The following is a 16051-nucleotide window of genomic DNA, read 5'->3' as shown; positions in this document are numbered from 1 at the left end:
TCTCCCTGGAAGTTCACAACAAATCCAAGCCCTACTTTTAATTGCAATTACCAAAGTCATTATCCCCATGAAAATCCTCGCCGTCCGCTTCCTGAACCTGAACTCGCTCAAGGGTGAGCACGTGATCCGCTTCGACCAGAGCCCCTTGGCTGATGCGGGTCTGTTTGCCATTACCGGTCCGACCGGGGCGGGCAAGACGACTATCTTGGATGCGATCACGGTGGGGCTTTATGGATTGGCGCACCGACACAGCAACGAGCGTCCGCTGGAGCTGATGACACGCCACACGGCGGAGTGCTATTCGGAGGTGGAGTTTGAGGCTGCCGGCAAGATATACCGCTCCAAGTGGCACCTCCGTCGCAGCCGGGGCAAGGCGGATGGCAAGATACAGCCTGTGCACATGGAACTGTACGATTTCGACAAAGACGAACTGCTGGATCTGAAACCGAGCGAAGTGCCCGCCATGGTGGCCGATATCTGCGGACTTGACTACAGCCAGTTTCTGCGTTCCGTCATGCTGTCGCAGGGAGACTTTGCCCGCTTCCTCAAAGCAAACCCGAACGAGCGCAGCAGTCTATTGGAAAAGATCACCGACACCGGCATTTACTCCGACATCTCGAAGTTTGCGTTTGAAAAGGCCAAGCAGGAACGACTGAAATACGAAAGCCTGGAGCAACTGCTCCAGCATACCCAGTTACTGCCCGAAGAGCAGCGTGCAGGTTACGAAGAGAGCATTCAGGAACTGTCGGCACAGGAAGGAGCACTGCAAAAAGAACTGGAAACGCTGCAGGCAAAAGTGCAGTGGCTGCAGCAGGTGGCGCAATTGCAAACACGGCAGCAACAGCACCAGCAAGCTCTGGAGGTGCAGGTGCAGAAACTCCAGCAGCTACAACCTGACTTTGTAAAGCTCGAGCAACACCAGCAGGCCCATCAGTTTGTAGGTGAACTAGCCGAGATCCGGAGTACCAATAGCAAGGTGCTCGAAACACAGGAGCAGCTGCAGACCCTGCAAAAACGGGTGCCTGCACTGGAGGCCGAACTCGAGGCAGCCGGAAAAATCGCGATAGAAGCCACAAAAGCCTTTGAGCTACAGGAGGAAGTCATCCAGAAGCTGGACCCTGTGCTGACGCAGGTAGTTCGTCTTGACCATCAGCTCAACAGCATCCGTGATGCTTACGCCAAGGATAAGAACAGCTACGTCACTTTTGAGCAGCAACTGCAACAGGAGCAGGCCCAACTACAGGCCAGGCAAACTGAACTGGAAAAACTCACCCAGGAGGCAACAGGTATAAAAACCTGGCTGGAACAAAACGCCAAGCTGCAGAACCTGAAAGAGCATCTACCTGAGTTCAAAGCCACGTTGCGCGATCTGCAGGAGGTAGAACAACGCATCCGGCGGCACCAGCAGGAGCAGCAGGAACTGAGCCAGCAACAAACCCTAGAAGCCAAACAACTCACTGAGCTGCAGGAACAGCAGACAAAACAGCAAGCCTTACACGATCAACTGCAGCAGCAGAAAGGGGAAAAGTTAAGCGCCCTGCAAGGTATAATGGCCTCAAAAAGCCTGGAAGAACTGGAGCAGGCAGCGCAGTCCCAGCCTGCTTTGCTGGCCCGCTTTGAGCGTCTGCATGAACTGGCGCAGCAGCATACCCTGCAACAGCAGAAGCTCCAGCTCAGCAACGAGCAGCTGACGCAGCTAAAGCAGCAGTACAAAGAAGCAGAAATCACCCTTCAGGAACACAAAAACAGGTATAGCCAGGCAAGCGAGCACCTGCAGGCACTCCAGAAACTCGTGCAGCTACAGCAGCAGATTCAGCAGTACGAGGAAGCCCGCCATACCCTGGCGCAGGACGAACCATGCCCGCTGTGTGGCTCAACGCATCACCCTTTCGCCGAGGACGGCTATACCTTTGACCTGCCCGAAGAAGTGCAGAAGCGTGACAAGCAGCAGGAACTGGTAAAAGAATTGGAGCAACACCTGCAGCAGCTACAGATACAACTCAGCTCCCTGGAGCAAAAGCAACAATTGGAGCAGGCAGCCAAAACTGAAGCTGAAACAGGCTTGCAGCGACTATGCCATACCTTTGCGCAAGTAGCCGAAGGTATGCCGCAAGAAATGAGCATAGGCAATGTAGACCAGTTAGCGCAACTGCTGTACACCCAGCAGGAAACCGACACGGCATTGCAGCAGCAGCTGGCGCAGGCCCGGGCGCTGAGCCGTGAGCTGGAAGGTATAAACCAACAGCTGCAGCAAGTACGCGAAGCACAGGTGCAGGCCCAGTCGGCCTTGAACCAGCTGCAGGCCTCTGACAAACTCCTCAGCACACAGCTCCAGAAACTGCAGGCAAACCTGGCTGATGAGCAGGAGCAACAACAGGCGCACACTGAAACGGCCGAATCCTTTGCAGCCACGTTTGGCTTAGTTTACAAAGCAGAGGAGCGCCACAACCTCCTGCAGACTTTAGAGCAGCAATCAATTTCCTATACCCGGAAGCAGCAGGCGCTGGAGGGTATGCGGGAACGTTACATTGAGCTGCAGCAGTTGGTGAAGAACCTCAGGACAAACGAAACGCAGAAGCTAAAAGAGCTGGAAGAGCGCAGACAGCACCTGAAAGAAGAGCACGAACAACTGACCAAACTCAAGCACGAGCGCTATACCCTGTTTGGCGACAAAGACCCGGACAAAGAGCGCAGACTGGCGAATGAGGAGCTGAGTGCCAGGTCCAGACAGGCGGAAGAGGCACGTCGCAGCCAACTGCAGAAACAGCAGGAGCTGCAGGAAGCACGTGCCCGCCAAACGGAATGCCACCAAAAACATCAGCAGAGCAGTTCGGTGCTGGAAGAGCTGCGACAGGGCTTGTTGCACGTACTGCACCAGAAAGGCATTGAAACGATCGAAGCCCTGAGCCAGATGCTGCTGCACCGTGACGAAGCCGACCGCCTGGCCAACCAGAAGGCGCAGACCGAAAAGCACCTGACCGAGCTCCGCAAAAGCCTGAGCGACGTACAGCAGGAACTGGAGCAGCTTCAGCAAAAACAGCTGGCAGACGAAGGCATAGCAGACTTGCAAGAGCAGCAGCAAAAGAAAACAGCCCTGCAACGGGAGCTGATCTCGCAGCGGGCACGGCATCAGCAAATCCTGGAGCAGGACACCCGGCAACGCGAAAAGAACAGAGAGCTGGCCGAGCAGCTGAAAACACAGCAACAGGTATGCCACCGCTGGAGCCAGCTGGCTGACCTCATTGGATCTGCCGATGGCTCCAGGTTCAGCCGCTTCGCGCAGGGGCTCACGCTGGCCCGCCTGGTAGAGCTGGCCAATCGGCACCTGCTCAAGCTCAACGACCGATACCGTATTCTCAAGTCACCGGACGAGGATCTGGCGCTGCAGATCGTGGACACCTACCAGGCAGAGGCGGTGCGACCGATGAACACCCTCTCCGGGGGCGAAAGCTTCCTGGTAAGTCTCGCATTGGCCCTTGGCCTTTCTGACCTGGCCGGTCGCCGGACCCAGATCAACTCCCTCTTCATCGACGAGGGCTTTGGCACGCTTGATGCTGACACGCTTGAGGCTGCCATCACGACGCTGGACAACCTGCATGCCGCCGGCAAAACGATCGGGATCATCTCGCACGTGGAGGCACTGAAAGAGCGCATCAATACCCAAATCGTGGTTACCAAAAAGCCGGGCGGAGTGAGTACGGTGCACGTGGTCAGCTGATTTTGCTTTTCAGCAGCTTTTCATAACATAGGATTACAATTGCCTGAAACAGGCAGTTGCACCCTCCTGTGGCGAGTAGCAGCACTTCGTTTAAAAGCTAATTGCATTTTTCTAAAGTGCCTTTATATTCCCGGATTCAGATTAGCATTTGTAAACATTAAATCCTTATATTGCTCACTAATACTGAATTTATTACGGTAATTGTAACTGTAGAGAGGTACCTATGCTTCTACTATTCCTGACTCGTCTATTCCTACTTATAAGTCTTACGCAGCCACAGCAAAAGATCCTGATACAGGATCTGAAAACTGAATTGGACCAGACTGAAGATGTGACCCGGAAGATAGAGCTGTACTGCGAACTGAGCAAGGTGCACAAAAGCATCAACCCGAAAACCACCATTTCCTACGGCAACAAGGCAGTAGCACTGGCCCAGAAGGCAGGCGACGACAAACTGCTGGCACAGGCCTATAATGAAACCGGCTCAGGCCACTACCTGCTCGGCGATATCGACAAGGCTGTTCAGTTTTATTACATGGCGCTTCGCATCCGCGAGAAGTTGGGTGACCCCTCTGACCTGAGTGCCAGCTATAACAACATCGGCAACGTGTATGCCGACCAGCACAACCACAAAGAAGCGCTTCCGCTCTACAAAAAGTCACTCTCACTTGCCACCACGGCACAGGACACACTGCGCATGAGCAGTGCCCTGAGCAATATAGGCGGCGTATACCTGGACCAGGGAAAGTATGACCTGGCGCTGGTCTATTACCGCGAAGCACTCCCGATTCAGGAAGGCCTGGACGATAAGCAGGGAATTCTGATTTCGCTGATCAATATCGGGGAAGCCTACAATGGCAAGAACGATTACCAGACGGCTCTCACCTATTTCAACAAGGCGCACCAGATCGCCAATAACCTGGGTAGTCCGCACGACGAGGTGTATGTGTTGCGGGGCAAGGCCGAATCGTATCTCAAGGCAGGTAAATACGAGAAAGCACTCGACAACGCCTTAGCCAGCATGGAGCTTGCCAAAGCCTACGAGGGCAAGTATGTGCTGAAGGAGAACGCAGCCATTCTGGACCGCATATACGCAGCCATGGGCAATTACGAGATGGCACACCATTACCTGACTTTGCACATGGCTTATAACGATAGCCTGCACAACGAACGGGCGGCAGACCGCATCGCACAGGAACGCGTGAAATACGAAACAGCCCAGAAGGACAAGGAAAACCTGCTCCTGCGGGCAGAGCAGGAGCTGAACCTGCGCAAGCTGGAACAGCGCAGCATCGTGCAGTACTTCACTGTTGCCCTGCTGCTGTTGGTATGCGCCATGGCCTATGTGTTCTTCAGGGGAAGCAGCACCAGAGTCGCATCAACAAACTGCTCACTCAAAAGAATGAGCTGATCATGCATAAGAACGAGGCACTGAACCAGCATCAGAAAGCCCTGACGGAGCAGGCCCAGCAGCTCAATATTCAGAAGGAAAAACTCACCCAGCTTAACACCATCAAAGACAAACTCTTTTCCGTAATCGCGCACGACCTGCGTGGCCCGCTGGTGGCGCTCAAGGGACTGCTGCATGTAATGGCCATGGGCAAAGTTCCCGCCGATAAGCAGGAGGGGCTTTTCAACAGCTTGGTGAAAGGGCAGCAAAATGTGCTGTGGATGCTTGACAACCTTTTTGATTGGGCCAGGGCACAGATGGAGGGCTTCGAGGCTGATCCCAAGCCGCTGCCTTTGCGGGAGTTGGCGGACGAGAACATCCGCTTGTTACAGCCAGTCGCCAGCAGCAAAGATATTGTGCTGGAAAACAAGATCGATCCCAACCTGACAGGCTGCGCCGACAAGGAAATGGTTCGCCTGGTGCTGCGAAACCTGATCTCCAATGGCATCAAGTTCTGTAAGGCCGGTGATACCGTGACACTTACTGCGAAGCTGAAAAATGACTTCGTGCTGGTATCGGTGAAAGACACCGGTATAGGCATTACACAGGAAGTGCAGAAGAAACTGTTTGGAGGCAGCAGCTACTCCAGCCGGGGCACCGCTAACGAAAAAGGGAGCGGATTGGGCCTGGCGCTATGCAAAGACTTTGTGGAGCACAATGGCGGCTCGATCTGGGTAGAAAGTATGCCGGGCAAGGGCAGTACTTTCCTGTTTACCCTACCCCACACTGTGAAAGCAGAGGAAGACGAAGACGAAATCAACACGCCACCTAGCCCAGAAGAGACGGAAGAAAAAACAGCCGAACAGCTGCAATTAGCCTAGTGCTTTTATAGGAAAACTTCGTGCAGGCTGCTTCTGACAGGAGACAGCCTTTTTTTGCAGCCGCAGGTAATAAAAACAAATACTTCTGTTTGCGGTAAAAGGAGAATAGCAGCACCTTTGCCCCATGAACAAGCTCATCTTATACCTGCTCTCACTCACCAGTCTGCTGGTTGCCCCCGGCTGCAAGCAGGACAACGAAAAAGCACGCGAAGAATTTCGCCAGCGCCGTGGGGCCATTGAGCATCCTGTGGAGCCCACCTCTACGACCCAATCCGATGAACCGGAGAGGCCGGTTGTGGTTCCACCTGACAACACCAGGGCCACGCCTGATGACGAAACACCTGCTATACCTGGTGACCGTGTAGTCGGTGTAAAAGACGGTGATACCTTTGAGCTGCTGCGTAACGGGCAGACCATCACGGTACGTTTACTGGGAGTTGATACACCTGAGAAGAACCAGGCTTACGGACAGCGAGCGAAGCAATTTGCCTCCGACCTGGCCTTCGGTAAAAACGTGCGCCTGATTGAGCACAACAAAGACCGCTATGGCCGCACCGTGGGCACGATCATACTGCCTGATGGCCGCAACCTGAATGAGGAACTGGTGCGCGAAGGTTTTGCCTGGCACTATACCGCCTATTCCAAAGACAAAACACTGGCCAACCTGGAGGCCGATGCCCGACGCTTTAAAAGAGGCCTCTGGCAAGACCCCAATCCGTTAGCCCCCTGGGATTTCCGCAAGCAGAAACCCGAGCCTGTAGACAACAGCAAAGCCGCTATACCTGCCGGGGCCACAAAACGACAGGTATACCTCTGCGACAGCTCCGGCTCGGCTGTGTATCACTATAGCAAGGACTGCTCCGTGCTGAAGCGTTGCAAAGAGCAGGTGCTGACAGTGACAGAAGCCGAGGCGATCCGCCAGCACAACCGACGGGCCGATAAAACTTGCAGCCCTAAATAATTCCTCCTATTTTGGTTTCGCATTCTATTCAACACATCACTTATATGTTTAAAAAGACCCTGGCAGGTATGTTTGGCCTGCTCATCTCTATGGCTGCCTGCCAGTCACCCGACAACGCACAAACAGAACAAACCGAAACACAGGAGACAACTGCAGTTGCTGACACGACACAGCGGACTCCCCGACCAAAGCCTGAAAACTACTCCTTTAAGGGGGTGGAGAAAAAGCGTGTATACATTTGTATGGACCCAACGGATGACCTTTTTCACCAGAAGCATGACTGCCCGGTACTGGTGAGCTGCGCGAGTACTTTCCGCAACCTGACGCTGCCACGTGCCGTGGAGGCCTTTGACCGCTACAATTGCGAAACCTGCAGCGCCGACCTGGCTTACGTATTTGATGAAAGTGCCGTGCGCATGGAAACAGGGCTTGGAGACAAATAATAAACTGACTTCAGAACATAAAAAATTCGGCAGCTATTGAGAAAACTGCCGCATTTTTTATGGCTGTTCTGTTCTATACCTATCGCCTGCCTTTTAGCACCAGTAGCGGCACTTCTGCCTGGTAGGTCATTTTCTCGGCCAGGCTTTGTGAGAAGAGCTCCCGCAGAAAACCTTTTTCACGCCGCAGCACCGCTACCATGTCGGCTCCGGAAGCGTCGTAGTACTCTTTTATACCGTCAGCACGGTGCTTGCTCACCACTTCTTCAAAATGGATTGGTGCGCCCGGGAATGCCGCTTCCATCTCCTGCACAAAACGTCCTTTTTTATCGCTGCTCGTGCGCCCTTCTTTATTTACATGCACCACATCTACGCTGGCCCCGAACATACTGGCAAAATCCAGCACTTCACGCAAAGTGGCAATATCATCCTGCGCATAGTCAGAGGCATAAACGATCTTATTGATGCGCGGATACTCTGAGGTAGAAGGTATGGAAAGCACCGGGCATTTCACCTGCTCCATTACCGCTTCGGCGTTGCTGCCGATCAGCAGTTCTTCCAGGGCATTGCCGCCGCCTGTCGTGCCCATCACAATCAGGTCGTAGCCGCTGGTTTTGGTGAGGTGCTCTGTTATATCGGTGAGAAGCGCTTCCTTCAAGATGTAGTCGCAGGTGAATCCCCCGCCCCGGTTCGCCCCGTGGCGTTCCTCTATTTCACGGCAGAGGTTCACCAGTCTTTCTTCGGCATCCCGCATCTGCTCACCCAGCAGTTCGCTGGCCACCAGGGCGGTTTCAGAAGTATCGACAATCGGTAGGTGTACAACATGCAGTAGGGTTAGGTGGCCTCCGGACTGGCGGGCGATCAGTACAGCGTAATCCAGGGCTTTGGCAGCTGTTTTAGAAAAGTCGGTTGGACAAAGGATTTTTTTCATGGTGTCTGGTGGTTGCGCAAGGCATCTATATCAAAGATTTACTATGTATACGTATCGAAGCAAAAATGTGCTTTAATCCCGATAATAAAAATGACCTCCATCACCTCCGGCAAAATCCCTATCACCCCATTATACCTCCAATGAGGGTTCTTTTTGAAACCAGCCAAATGTTCTCCATAAAGCCACTGCAGGGGTTTCCTATTAATCAGCACTGTCCTCTCAAAGGGACAGTCTTAAAGCCGATTCGGATTGATCAATCCGGAAGAGCAATTCCTTAGGTTAACGACATTGGTCCCTAGCCCGGGAGGTTGAGCTGCTGCTATTTGAGGGGGTAAGCCCCCTCTTTAACACGATCCTTTTAGGATAACAAAAAATGTATGAAACGGATCTAGGAAACAAACTCTGAGCATAGCTCCTACACTATCTACCGATCTCACTGTTCAGCCCTTTTACCTCCTCCCAGGCCCAGTAGTGCTTCGGGGTTATACCTGCGTACTTCTCCCGGAAATAATCCACCACCACTTGCTGCACTTGACTGGCAGGTATAGACGAGGTGTAAATCTCGCGGGTGGTTGGATGATCGTAGCGTTCTGTACGCGAGAGGTCCTTCCCTTCGAGGCGCAGCAGCGGTCCGGTTTCTGTTAAATTGTCGGCCGTCCAGGTATAGTCGGAGGTTTCCAGGGCATTCAGTTGCTCGGCTAGTGGCTTCAAGCTTATGCGAGGGAGTGTGGGCCTGGTGGCGAAATCAACCCAGGTGGTATACTTGTACTCCAGTTCGTAGCGGTTGCCTTCGTAGCAGCTCAGCACGATGTCAAATCCAATGGTGCGGCTGAAGAGGGCATAATAATGCACCGGACGCTGGGTGTCGATCACGATCAGGCCCAAGTCGGGGTAGCGCTGTAGTTTGGTGTCGGGTTTGTACATGTCGCGGTAGCCAAGCAGCACGTCCGCCACCTCCTCCTCCCACACCGGCTTTTCCCAATCAGGATCCTGGAGCACACGGCCGAACTCACGCAGAAAATACCTGAACTTATCCACACAGCGTTTTGCTTCCTTTTCTTCAGACTCGTCGGCAGCAAAAGGAGCATAGAACATGTCGCGCTCCCGGGTATTGAGCCAGCAGACCAGTTTCAGCGCCTCCCCTGCCAACGGGTGGTTCAGGTCGAGTTCGCGGAAGTCGCCGATGTGGGCCATCAGGCGCAGCAATTCCTCGTTTTCCAGCGCCAGCTCCGGATTCAGCAGACTCCATACACCCACAAATCCGTCGATGTCGAAATGGTTGGCCGTGACATAGGGCAGTTCCAGACCGGGCAGGTTGAGCCGCAGGGCGTGCAGCACCATGGCAGCGCTGGTATCGTCGCGCACTTCAGCCGGTGTGGGAGCGCCCCGCCAGTGCGACAGCACCAGTCCGTTGGGGTGCATGCTATCCACAATGATGGCTTTTTTATCTTTTACTTCGCTAAAAGGTATAAACTGTCGCTTTATCATGCCTTAAATATAGCTAAATCTGATGTCATCCTTTAAATTCGGGCATTCAACAAAACAGGTAAAGAATGACCCGGTACTTAGGTTGAGCAATTTCTTCATTCCCCAGGCTGAAGGAAAGAAGTACTCGCAGCACATAGGCACCACATCCAATTGTGTCCGCTTTCGTTCTTTCTACTGACTATCTTATTACAAGCAAACATGAACAATACCCTCCAGCAACTCTACCGCAGCTCCCTTTCGCTTCTGACCGATTTATATCAACTCACAATGGCATACGGCTTCTGGAAAGAGGGTATAGCAGAGCGTGAAGCCGTATTCCATCTCTATTTCCGTAAGTCACCCTTCAAAGGGGGGTATACCGTGGCAGCAGGACTGGCGCATGCGGTGGAGTACCTGCAGCAGTTGCAGTTCACAGATGAGGACCTGGCCTACTTGGGCAGCCTGCAAGGCAGTCAGGGCGAACCGTTGTTCGAGCAGGCTTTCCTGGACTATCTGCGTGACCTGCGCTTTACCTGCGACGTGGATGCCATACCGGAAGGCACCGTTGTGTTCCCGAGCGAGCCATTGATCCGGGTGCGTGGACCTTTGCTGCAGGCGCAGCTGGTGGAGACGCCCCTGCTGACGATCGTGAACTTCCAGACCCTGATCGCCACCAAAGCAGCCCGCATAAAGGACGCTGCCAAGGGCGACACTGTGATTGAATTCGGTATGCGACGCGCCCAGGGTATAGACGGTTCATTGGCAGCTACCCGGGCTGCTTATGTGGGAGGTATAGATGCAACCTCTAACCTGCTGGCCGGCAAACTCTTCGACATACCAGTGCGAGGCACGCATGCTCACAGCTGGGTGCAGGCTTTTGAAAGCGAAGAACAAGCATTTGAAGCTTACGGGCAGGCTTTCCCGCACGACTCCGTGTTCCTGGTAGATACCTATAACACACTGGAAGGCGTGCGCCACGCCATTGAGGTAGCCAAAAAACTGGAGCCGACTGGCTTTAAACTCAACGGCATCCGCCTTGACTCCGGCGACCTGACCTACCTAAGCATTGAGGCCCGCAAGCTGCTCGACGAAGCAGGTATGGGTTATACCAATATTGTGGCCAGCAACGACCTGGATGAAAGCATCGTGAACAGTCTGAAACAGCAAGGCGCCAGGATCAATGTGTGGGGAATCGGTACGCAACTGGTGACGGCATATGACCAGCCGGCGCTGGGCGGGGTGTACAAACTGGCTGCCTTCAAGCAGGAAAATGGGGAATGGAGTTACAGCCTGAAACTATCGGAGCAACTCGAAAAAACCTCCAACCCAGGTATACAGCAGGTACGCCGCTACTATGACGAGCAAGGCTTTATAGCAGACATGATTTACAACGAAGCGGTACCTCTGCCTGAAAAAGTGCTGATCGTGAATCCGCTCGACAGCACCCGTCGCAAATCAGTACCGGAGGACACCCTTTACAAAGACCTGCTTATACCTGTGCTGAACAAAGGAAAACTCGTAACGGAACTACCCGACCTGAAAACCATCCGCAAACACCGCGAAGAAGAGCTCAGCAAACTGCATGAAAGCATTCGTCGCTTGTTAAACCCGCACAGCTATCCGGCCGGTCTGGAGGGGAGCTTCCACCAGTTCAAAACCGACCTGGTGCTGGCCATACGCGAGAAAGGTGAGGCAGCCATGCAAGAACGGCTAATGCAACAGAAACAATCAGACTAGCGTCTGCGGCCGCGTCTGTTGGAGATGCGCTCGATGCGCCCACCTAAGGTACTTTTGCATATCCTCTGCTTGCTGCAGGGCGGGGATGGAGTTGCTGATATTTTAACCAAATTAATTTCCCATAGCTTTTAAGTTTAAAACTATCGTAAGTACCCATACTGATCAGGTTTGACTGTTAGAATAGGGTATTATTCTAAAGCTTAATGCTATAAGTAAAGAAAATCAATAACCTCTTTTGCAGCTACTACCAAGCAAGAACTACTTATAGTCGGGCATAGTGGCGTTTTCGAAAAGACGCACACGGTTTCTCCCATTCAATACGTCCATCATCCATACTGAGCCTGTGCCTACACCGTCATTGGGCGCATTAGTGAATATGATCTTAGACCCGTCTGACGAAAAACGAGGGAAGAGGTCATTTGATCCATCAGGTTTACCATTCGAAAGGTTCGTAATACGAGATGTTTCTATATTTTTTATGAAAATTTGAGCATCTAACTGTCGTCCAGCTGCATTCTCAAACCCAGCCACATCGCGTGTGTACATCACACTTCTCCCATCTACAGAAAAAGTAGGGCTTTCTACCCGTCCAGGAAGGTTATCGACCAATAATGTCATATTAGTGCCATCTGAATTCATAAGGTAGATTTCAGAATCGTTGACATTGGAGCCAATGGTTTGTACAACAATTCTGTCACCAACGGCGGTCCAATCCATCATACGGAAATGCCTGCCAGCGGGAGCTTTGGCAATAAGTTTCAACCCTGTTCCATTTCTGTTGATCAGGTACAAATTGTCGTAATGAGCATAAAGCAGCTGACCACCGTCCGGTGACCAAGTGAACCCTATACCTTGATTATGATATCCAGCTATAGGGATTGTGGTCAACTGACGTTTTTCTGCCCCATCTCGGTTCATCGTATAGATGTGTATATCAGTGCCCACATTAGAAGAGTAGGCTATGCGGTCTCTTATTGGACTGATGACTGGCCACCACTCTCTGCTGAACGAAGAAGTCAATCTGAAAACATTCTCCGCCGTACCATCAGAGCTGTAAATATCATAATTTCCCTCTTCTTCACGGGCAAACACATAGCGTGTTACAGGCATGGCATGGGTAGTAAAACTCCATACTGGCCCGTTGGTTACGGCTCCTCGTTTATTTCTCACAGTCACCTGCCAGAAATAAGTAGTATTAAACTTCAGATTGGAGGCAACTGCCGTAGTGTCCCGGATGTTCTGCACCAATAGTTTTTTTTCCGCTACCCCTGACTCATATAGGTAAACATTATAAGTAAGGCTATCCCCTGAGCGTACTTCAGGACTTTGCCACTTTAGTGTTAATGAAATATTTTGATTTGGGGCATTATCTGAAGGTTGAACAAGTGTGGGGGGACCTGGAGCGAAGGTAGCTGGGTTCTCAGGCACCATCAGAATAGTGACTGATGTGCGATTATCATTTTTGACAGCAACAGCAATGCTTTCTGTTTTATATCCGCTTTTTCGAGCTAAGAGGGTGTAGTTCCCCCCTGCAATAGGCTCAATCAAGAACCGGCCCTCCTCATCTGAAGCAATAGCCGAAGTAGCCGGGTTGCTGGTTACAGCCACCCCAGCTAAGGGCTCACTTGTATCAGCATCGCGGATTTCACCTTCTATGGATCCTTCACCTAGCGGTTCGATGGTATCTTCATTGCAGGCAGTAAATCCAATAAAAAATAAAAGAGCACAAAAGAGCCTAAGGGTGGCGGTTGCTTTGAGCATAAACGCTGATGGTTATAGTAAACTTAATATAGGATGCAGCCTCACTGCACAAATACATACAAGCGACAAAATCTAAAACAATCCATATATATTGATATACGGATCATTAATAAACTTGTTTTCCGTCTATGCATTTAGTTTATACTAACCCTAAACTTATCAGATAAGACCCAGTACTGTCTAACAAACTTTAAGGTAGTGTAATTTTGATTTTATAAATGGGGGACCATTAAAGCTTGGTTGGCAACTAGTTTATTACCATCATAGATTTCTAGCAAAAGGTTGTAACTATCGGAGGGCCTGATGGACAATGATGTTTTTGAGAGGTTTATTACCTGGCCCGGAGCAGCCATTAAGTTACCTGACTGGCTGTTTGCGGATATTCCAGAAGGAGATAGGCGAACACATTTAAATTTGTATGTAAAGTATACTTTCTGCGAACTTTTGTTCTCGAACAAGTTAGATACTAAAAGTAAACCGCTGTCTTGCTTTGTGTCCATATGCGCCACATACTGCTCTTCTGTCTGGACCATATCATTTACATTATACATAATTATAAGGGAGTTAAAGATTAGCTGTATGCAAAAGATCATTTCTTACCAGTTACAGGTGGCAGTGCCCAGTTACTCTGTTCAATGGTTATGTTCATGCCATTGCCTTCCTGTACTACTTTATAAGATTTTGAGTTCAGGCCAGTTTCAACCTGATTGATGGTATTGTTATTACCGAGTTGTATGAGAGTGTGCTCTAGATTGACACCTTTCACGGCTTGATTAATACTGTTGCTTTGGCCTTGTTGGTGTACTTTGCTTGTATTGTACATGCCATCCACCTCACCTACATAGCTATTATTTACGCCAATTTGTTTGGCTTCCGTGTGATTTCCAACGCCCTGTTGCTGTGAGATCGCTCTATTAAAATCGCCAACCTGCATAATGAATGCGCCATTGGATTGAGGAGAAGAGTTTCTCTGCAGAATTGCAGCTTCGTTAGCGTTCCCTATTTGGTGTACTTGAACACCCTTCTGTATAAGGCTATTGGGTACAACTTTCGTATTTTGCTCTGTTCTCAGTTGCTTCAATAGTTCTTCTTCATTTTTAACTCCTTGCCCGAAAGCAGTAATCTGGAGGATTACTAAGGAAAAAATCAGTAATAACACAGTGTATTTCATAGCAAGCAGGCTTGTTCTAACATTAATAAAATCTCTTGGGCATGCGAACTGCACACCCAAGAGATAATAAACTTAAATTACTGGTTGATGGTAGACACGTTGCCAGCACCATTCTGAATCACAGCTGCATTGTTCATCATACCACCCTGGGTAACTGTAGAGATATTACCGCTACCCATTTGCATAGTCGTACTTGTTCCTAATACTCCAGACTGAGTAACACTTGTACTGTTTCCTACACCAATTTGGTAATTCAAAGCTCCGTTAGCTACCCCTGATTGATTAATCAGTGCACTATTTGATGTACCTGACTGGTAAGTTCCAGAGTAGTTACCCGAGCCTGACTGGTTGGTAACAATAGAGTTTAGATCTCCAACCTGTAGTGAACCAGCCACATTTCCTTCACCAGTCTGATTAACTGCAACACTGTTAGAATTACCCATTTGGGCAACTGTAGCAGTTTGTAAACTTCCTGATTGACTTACTGCAGCACTGTTAGTAGTACCATCTTGTGCAACTCCAGCAGAATGAGAAACCCCGGCCTGCTCTGTAACAGAGGAGTTAGCGTCCCCAATTTGGCTTGTCTCAGCTACGTTCATATCCCCAATTTGGCTGATAGAAGCATTGTTATCCAAACCGGCTTGCAGCACTGCTCCGAAATTTGAAGAACCTGCCTGATCAATGATCGCATTGTTTCTTGCACCACCATCTTGGAGCACAGCAGCTGCGTTTCCATCACCTTGCTGGCTTACCACAATACTGTTGTACTCACCACCTATTTGATCAGTACCAGTGTAATTGAGATCACCATCTTGATCAATATCGGCGCTGTTGCGATAACCCTCTTCCTGATAAGCCTCAATCAGGTTATTCTCCCCCATCTGATCAATGCCTACACCATTTCTCAATCCTCCCACCTGATCTACATAAGAAATGTTGACTTCTCCATCTTGGTCTACTCTCGCTTGATTTCTCTCACCACCTACCTGCGTTACCCAAGCTTCATTAGCATCACCTGTCTGATCAACCTCAATCTGGTTTCTTAAGCCGCCATCCTGGACAGTAACAGACGCGTTCATTAGACCATCCTGATCAATGTCGGTATAGTTTCTTTCTCCAGCAATTTGTGTAACGCTCGTAGCATTATAGTCACCATCCTGGTCGATGTCAATCAGATTGCCCTCTCCGCCTTCCTGCAGAGTTGCAGCATCATTTACAAGACCAGCCTGTCTGATGTCAACCAAGTTTGTTGCGCCACCGTTTTGCACGGCATTTGAAACGTTGCTTATGCCTGACTGTCTTACACCAGCAATATTAGCTACGCCTCCAGTTTGAACAACAGTTGATGAGTTAAGCTCACCCTCCTGTGCAACAACTGCAGCATTCAAACTACCGAGCGTTTGGGTAATGGTAGATGTGTTTGTCGTTCCATTCTGTGTTGCCACAGCGTTGTTAGTTACCTGAGCAATAGCTGAGCTTGACAGGAATAGTGCTAATGCACTCGCGCAAATAAATGTTTTTTTCATAATTGTAAAATTGTAGATGGTTTATAATTTTTTATATTATAGTTATACCATCAAACAATTTTATAGTT

Annotated in this window: 12 protein-coding genes; 6 read left to right on the top strand and 6 right to left on the bottom strand. The window is 50.4% G+C overall.

The features are described 5' to 3' along the window. Positions 1-67: 67 nt before the first annotated feature. The 5 genes from O71_RS09645 to O71_RS09625 all read left to right on the top strand — a co-directional run bounded on the left by O71_RS09645 (position 68) and on the right by O71_RS09625 (position 7393). Positions 68-3718: an AAA family ATPase gene (locus tag O71_RS09645; RefSeq protein ID WP_007655973.1), complete on the top strand. Its 3651-nt coding sequence runs from the start codon at positions 68-70 to the stop codon at positions 3716-3718. A gap of 223 nt (positions 3719-3941) precedes the next feature. Then, a complete protein-coding gene (locus tag O71_RS09640; protein ID WP_007655972.1) occupies positions 3942-5129 on the top strand; it encodes a tetratricopeptide repeat protein in 1188 nt (395 codons plus the stop codon). A 2-nt stretch (positions 5130-5131) separates the two neighbouring features. Beyond that, positions 5132-5989: a sensor histidine kinase KdpD gene (locus O71_RS09635; protein WP_007655966.1), complete on the top strand. Its 858-nt coding sequence runs from the start codon at positions 5132-5134 to the stop codon at positions 5987-5989. A 124-nt stretch (positions 5990-6113) separates the two neighbouring features. Next, positions 6114-6950, top strand: coding sequence for a thermonuclease family protein (locus tag O71_RS09630; protein WP_007655965.1), 837 nt, complete (start codon positions 6114-6116; stop codon positions 6948-6950). Positions 6951-6994: 44 nt separating this feature from the next. After that, entirely contained in the window at positions 6995-7393 is a 399-nt protein-coding gene (locus O71_RS09625; RefSeq protein ID WP_007655964.1) for a hypothetical protein, read from the top strand. A gap of 79 nt (positions 7394-7472) precedes the next feature. On the opposite strand, the gene O71_RS09620 is transcribed toward O71_RS09625, so the two are convergent. Both O71_RS09620 and O71_RS09615 read right to left on the bottom strand, forming a co-directional pair. Then, the gene (locus tag O71_RS09620) at positions 7473-8321 is read right to left on the bottom strand and encodes a universal stress protein (RefSeq protein ID WP_007655963.1); all 849 of its coding nucleotides are present in this window, start codon (positions 8319-8321) and stop codon (positions 7473-7475) included. 420 nt (positions 8322-8741) lie between these two features. Next, the gene (locus O71_RS09615) at positions 8742-9809 is read right to left on the bottom strand and encodes a DUF6687 family protein (protein ID WP_007655962.1); all 1068 of its coding nucleotides are present in this window, start codon (positions 9807-9809) and stop codon (positions 8742-8744) included. Between the two features lie 198 nt (positions 9810-10007). Here O71_RS09615 and O71_RS09610 point away from each other — a divergent pair, with 198 nt between their 5' ends. Further along, on the top strand, positions 10008-11525 hold the full coding sequence (locus tag O71_RS09610; RefSeq protein WP_007655961.1) for a nicotinate phosphoribosyltransferase: 1518 nt from the start codon (positions 10008-10010) through the stop codon (positions 11523-11525). Between the two features lie 258 nt (positions 11526-11783). Here the strand turns inward: O71_RS09610 and O71_RS09605 are convergent, their stop codons facing one another. From O71_RS09605 to O71_RS09590, 4 genes are all read right to left on the bottom strand, one after another. Beyond that, complete coding sequence (locus O71_RS09605) at positions 11784-13286, bottom strand: carboxypeptidase-like regulatory domain-containing protein (protein ID WP_007655960.1); 1503 nt, start codon at positions 13284-13286, stop codon at positions 11784-11786. Positions 13287-13498: 212 nt separating this feature from the next. Continuing rightward, positions 13499-13786, bottom strand: a complete 288-nt coding sequence (csgH, locus tag O71_RS27225) for a curli-like amyloid fiber formation chaperone CsgH (RefSeq protein ID WP_369750904.1) — start codon at positions 13784-13786, stop codon at positions 13499-13501. An 89-nt stretch (positions 13787-13875) separates the two neighbouring features. Continuing rightward, positions 13876-14457: a hypothetical protein gene (locus O71_RS09595; protein WP_007655956.1), complete on the bottom strand. Its 582-nt coding sequence runs from the start codon at positions 14455-14457 to the stop codon at positions 13876-13878. Between the two features lie 77 nt (positions 14458-14534). Beyond that, positions 14535-15983 (bottom strand): hypothetical protein, encoded by a 1449-nt coding sequence (locus tag O71_RS09590; RefSeq protein ID WP_007655954.1) that lies wholly within the window; start codon positions 15981-15983, stop codon positions 14535-14537. Between the last annotated feature and the right edge of the window lie 68 nt (positions 15984-16051).

The organism is Pontibacter sp. BAB1700 (assembly GCF_000277005.1).
Lineage (GTDB): Bacteria > Bacteroidota > Bacteroidia > Cytophagales > Hymenobacteraceae > Pontibacter > Pontibacter lucknowensis.
The sequence above is the reverse complement of the archived record's forward strand: the minus strand, read 5'-3'. Positions and strand labels throughout refer to the sequence as shown.

What these genes read in the sequence shown, in the direction of transcription:
- O71_RS09645 (WP_007655973.1), top strand. Translation starts at nt 68, where the DNA reads ATGAAAATCCTCGCCGTCCGCTTCCTGAACCTGAACTCGCTCAAGGGT.
- O71_RS09640 (WP_007655972.1), top strand. Translation starts at nt 3,942, where the DNA reads ATGCTTCTACTATTCCTGACTCGTCTATTCCTACTTATAAGTCTTACG.
- O71_RS09635 (WP_007655966.1), top strand. Translation starts at nt 5,132, where the DNA reads ATGCATAAGAACGAGGCACTGAACCAGCATCAGAAAGCCCTGACGGAG.
- O71_RS09630 (WP_007655965.1), top strand. Translation starts at nt 6,114, where the DNA reads ATGAACAAGCTCATCTTATACCTGCTCTCACTCACCAGTCTGCTGGTT.
- O71_RS09625 (WP_007655964.1), top strand. Translation starts at nt 6,995, where the DNA reads ATGTTTAAAAAGACCCTGGCAGGTATGTTTGGCCTGCTCATCTCTATG.
- O71_RS09620 (WP_007655963.1), bottom strand. Translation starts at nt 8,321, where the DNA reads ATGAAAAAAATCCTTTGTCCAACCGACTTTTCTAAAACAGCTGCCAAA.
- O71_RS09615 (WP_007655962.1), bottom strand. Translation starts at nt 9,809, where the DNA reads ATGATAAAGCGACAGTTTATACCTTTTAGCGAAGTAAAAGATAAAAAA.
- O71_RS09610 (WP_007655961.1), top strand. Translation starts at nt 10,008, where the DNA reads ATGAACAATACCCTCCAGCAACTCTACCGCAGCTCCCTTTCGCTTCTG.
- O71_RS09605 (WP_007655960.1), bottom strand. Translation starts at nt 13,286, where the DNA reads ATGCTCAAAGCAACCGCCACCCTTAGGCTCTTTTGTGCTCTTTTATTT.
- csgH (WP_369750904.1), bottom strand. Translation starts at nt 13,786, where the DNA reads ATGGACACAAAGCAAGACAGCGGTTTACTTTTAGTATCTAACTTGTTC.
- O71_RS09595 (WP_007655956.1), bottom strand. Translation starts at nt 14,457, where the DNA reads ATGAAATACACTGTGTTATTACTGATTTTTTCCTTAGTAATCCTCCAG.
- O71_RS09590 (WP_007655954.1), bottom strand. Translation starts at nt 15,983, where the DNA reads ATGAAAAAAACATTTATTTGCGCGAGTGCATTAGCACTATTCCTGTCA.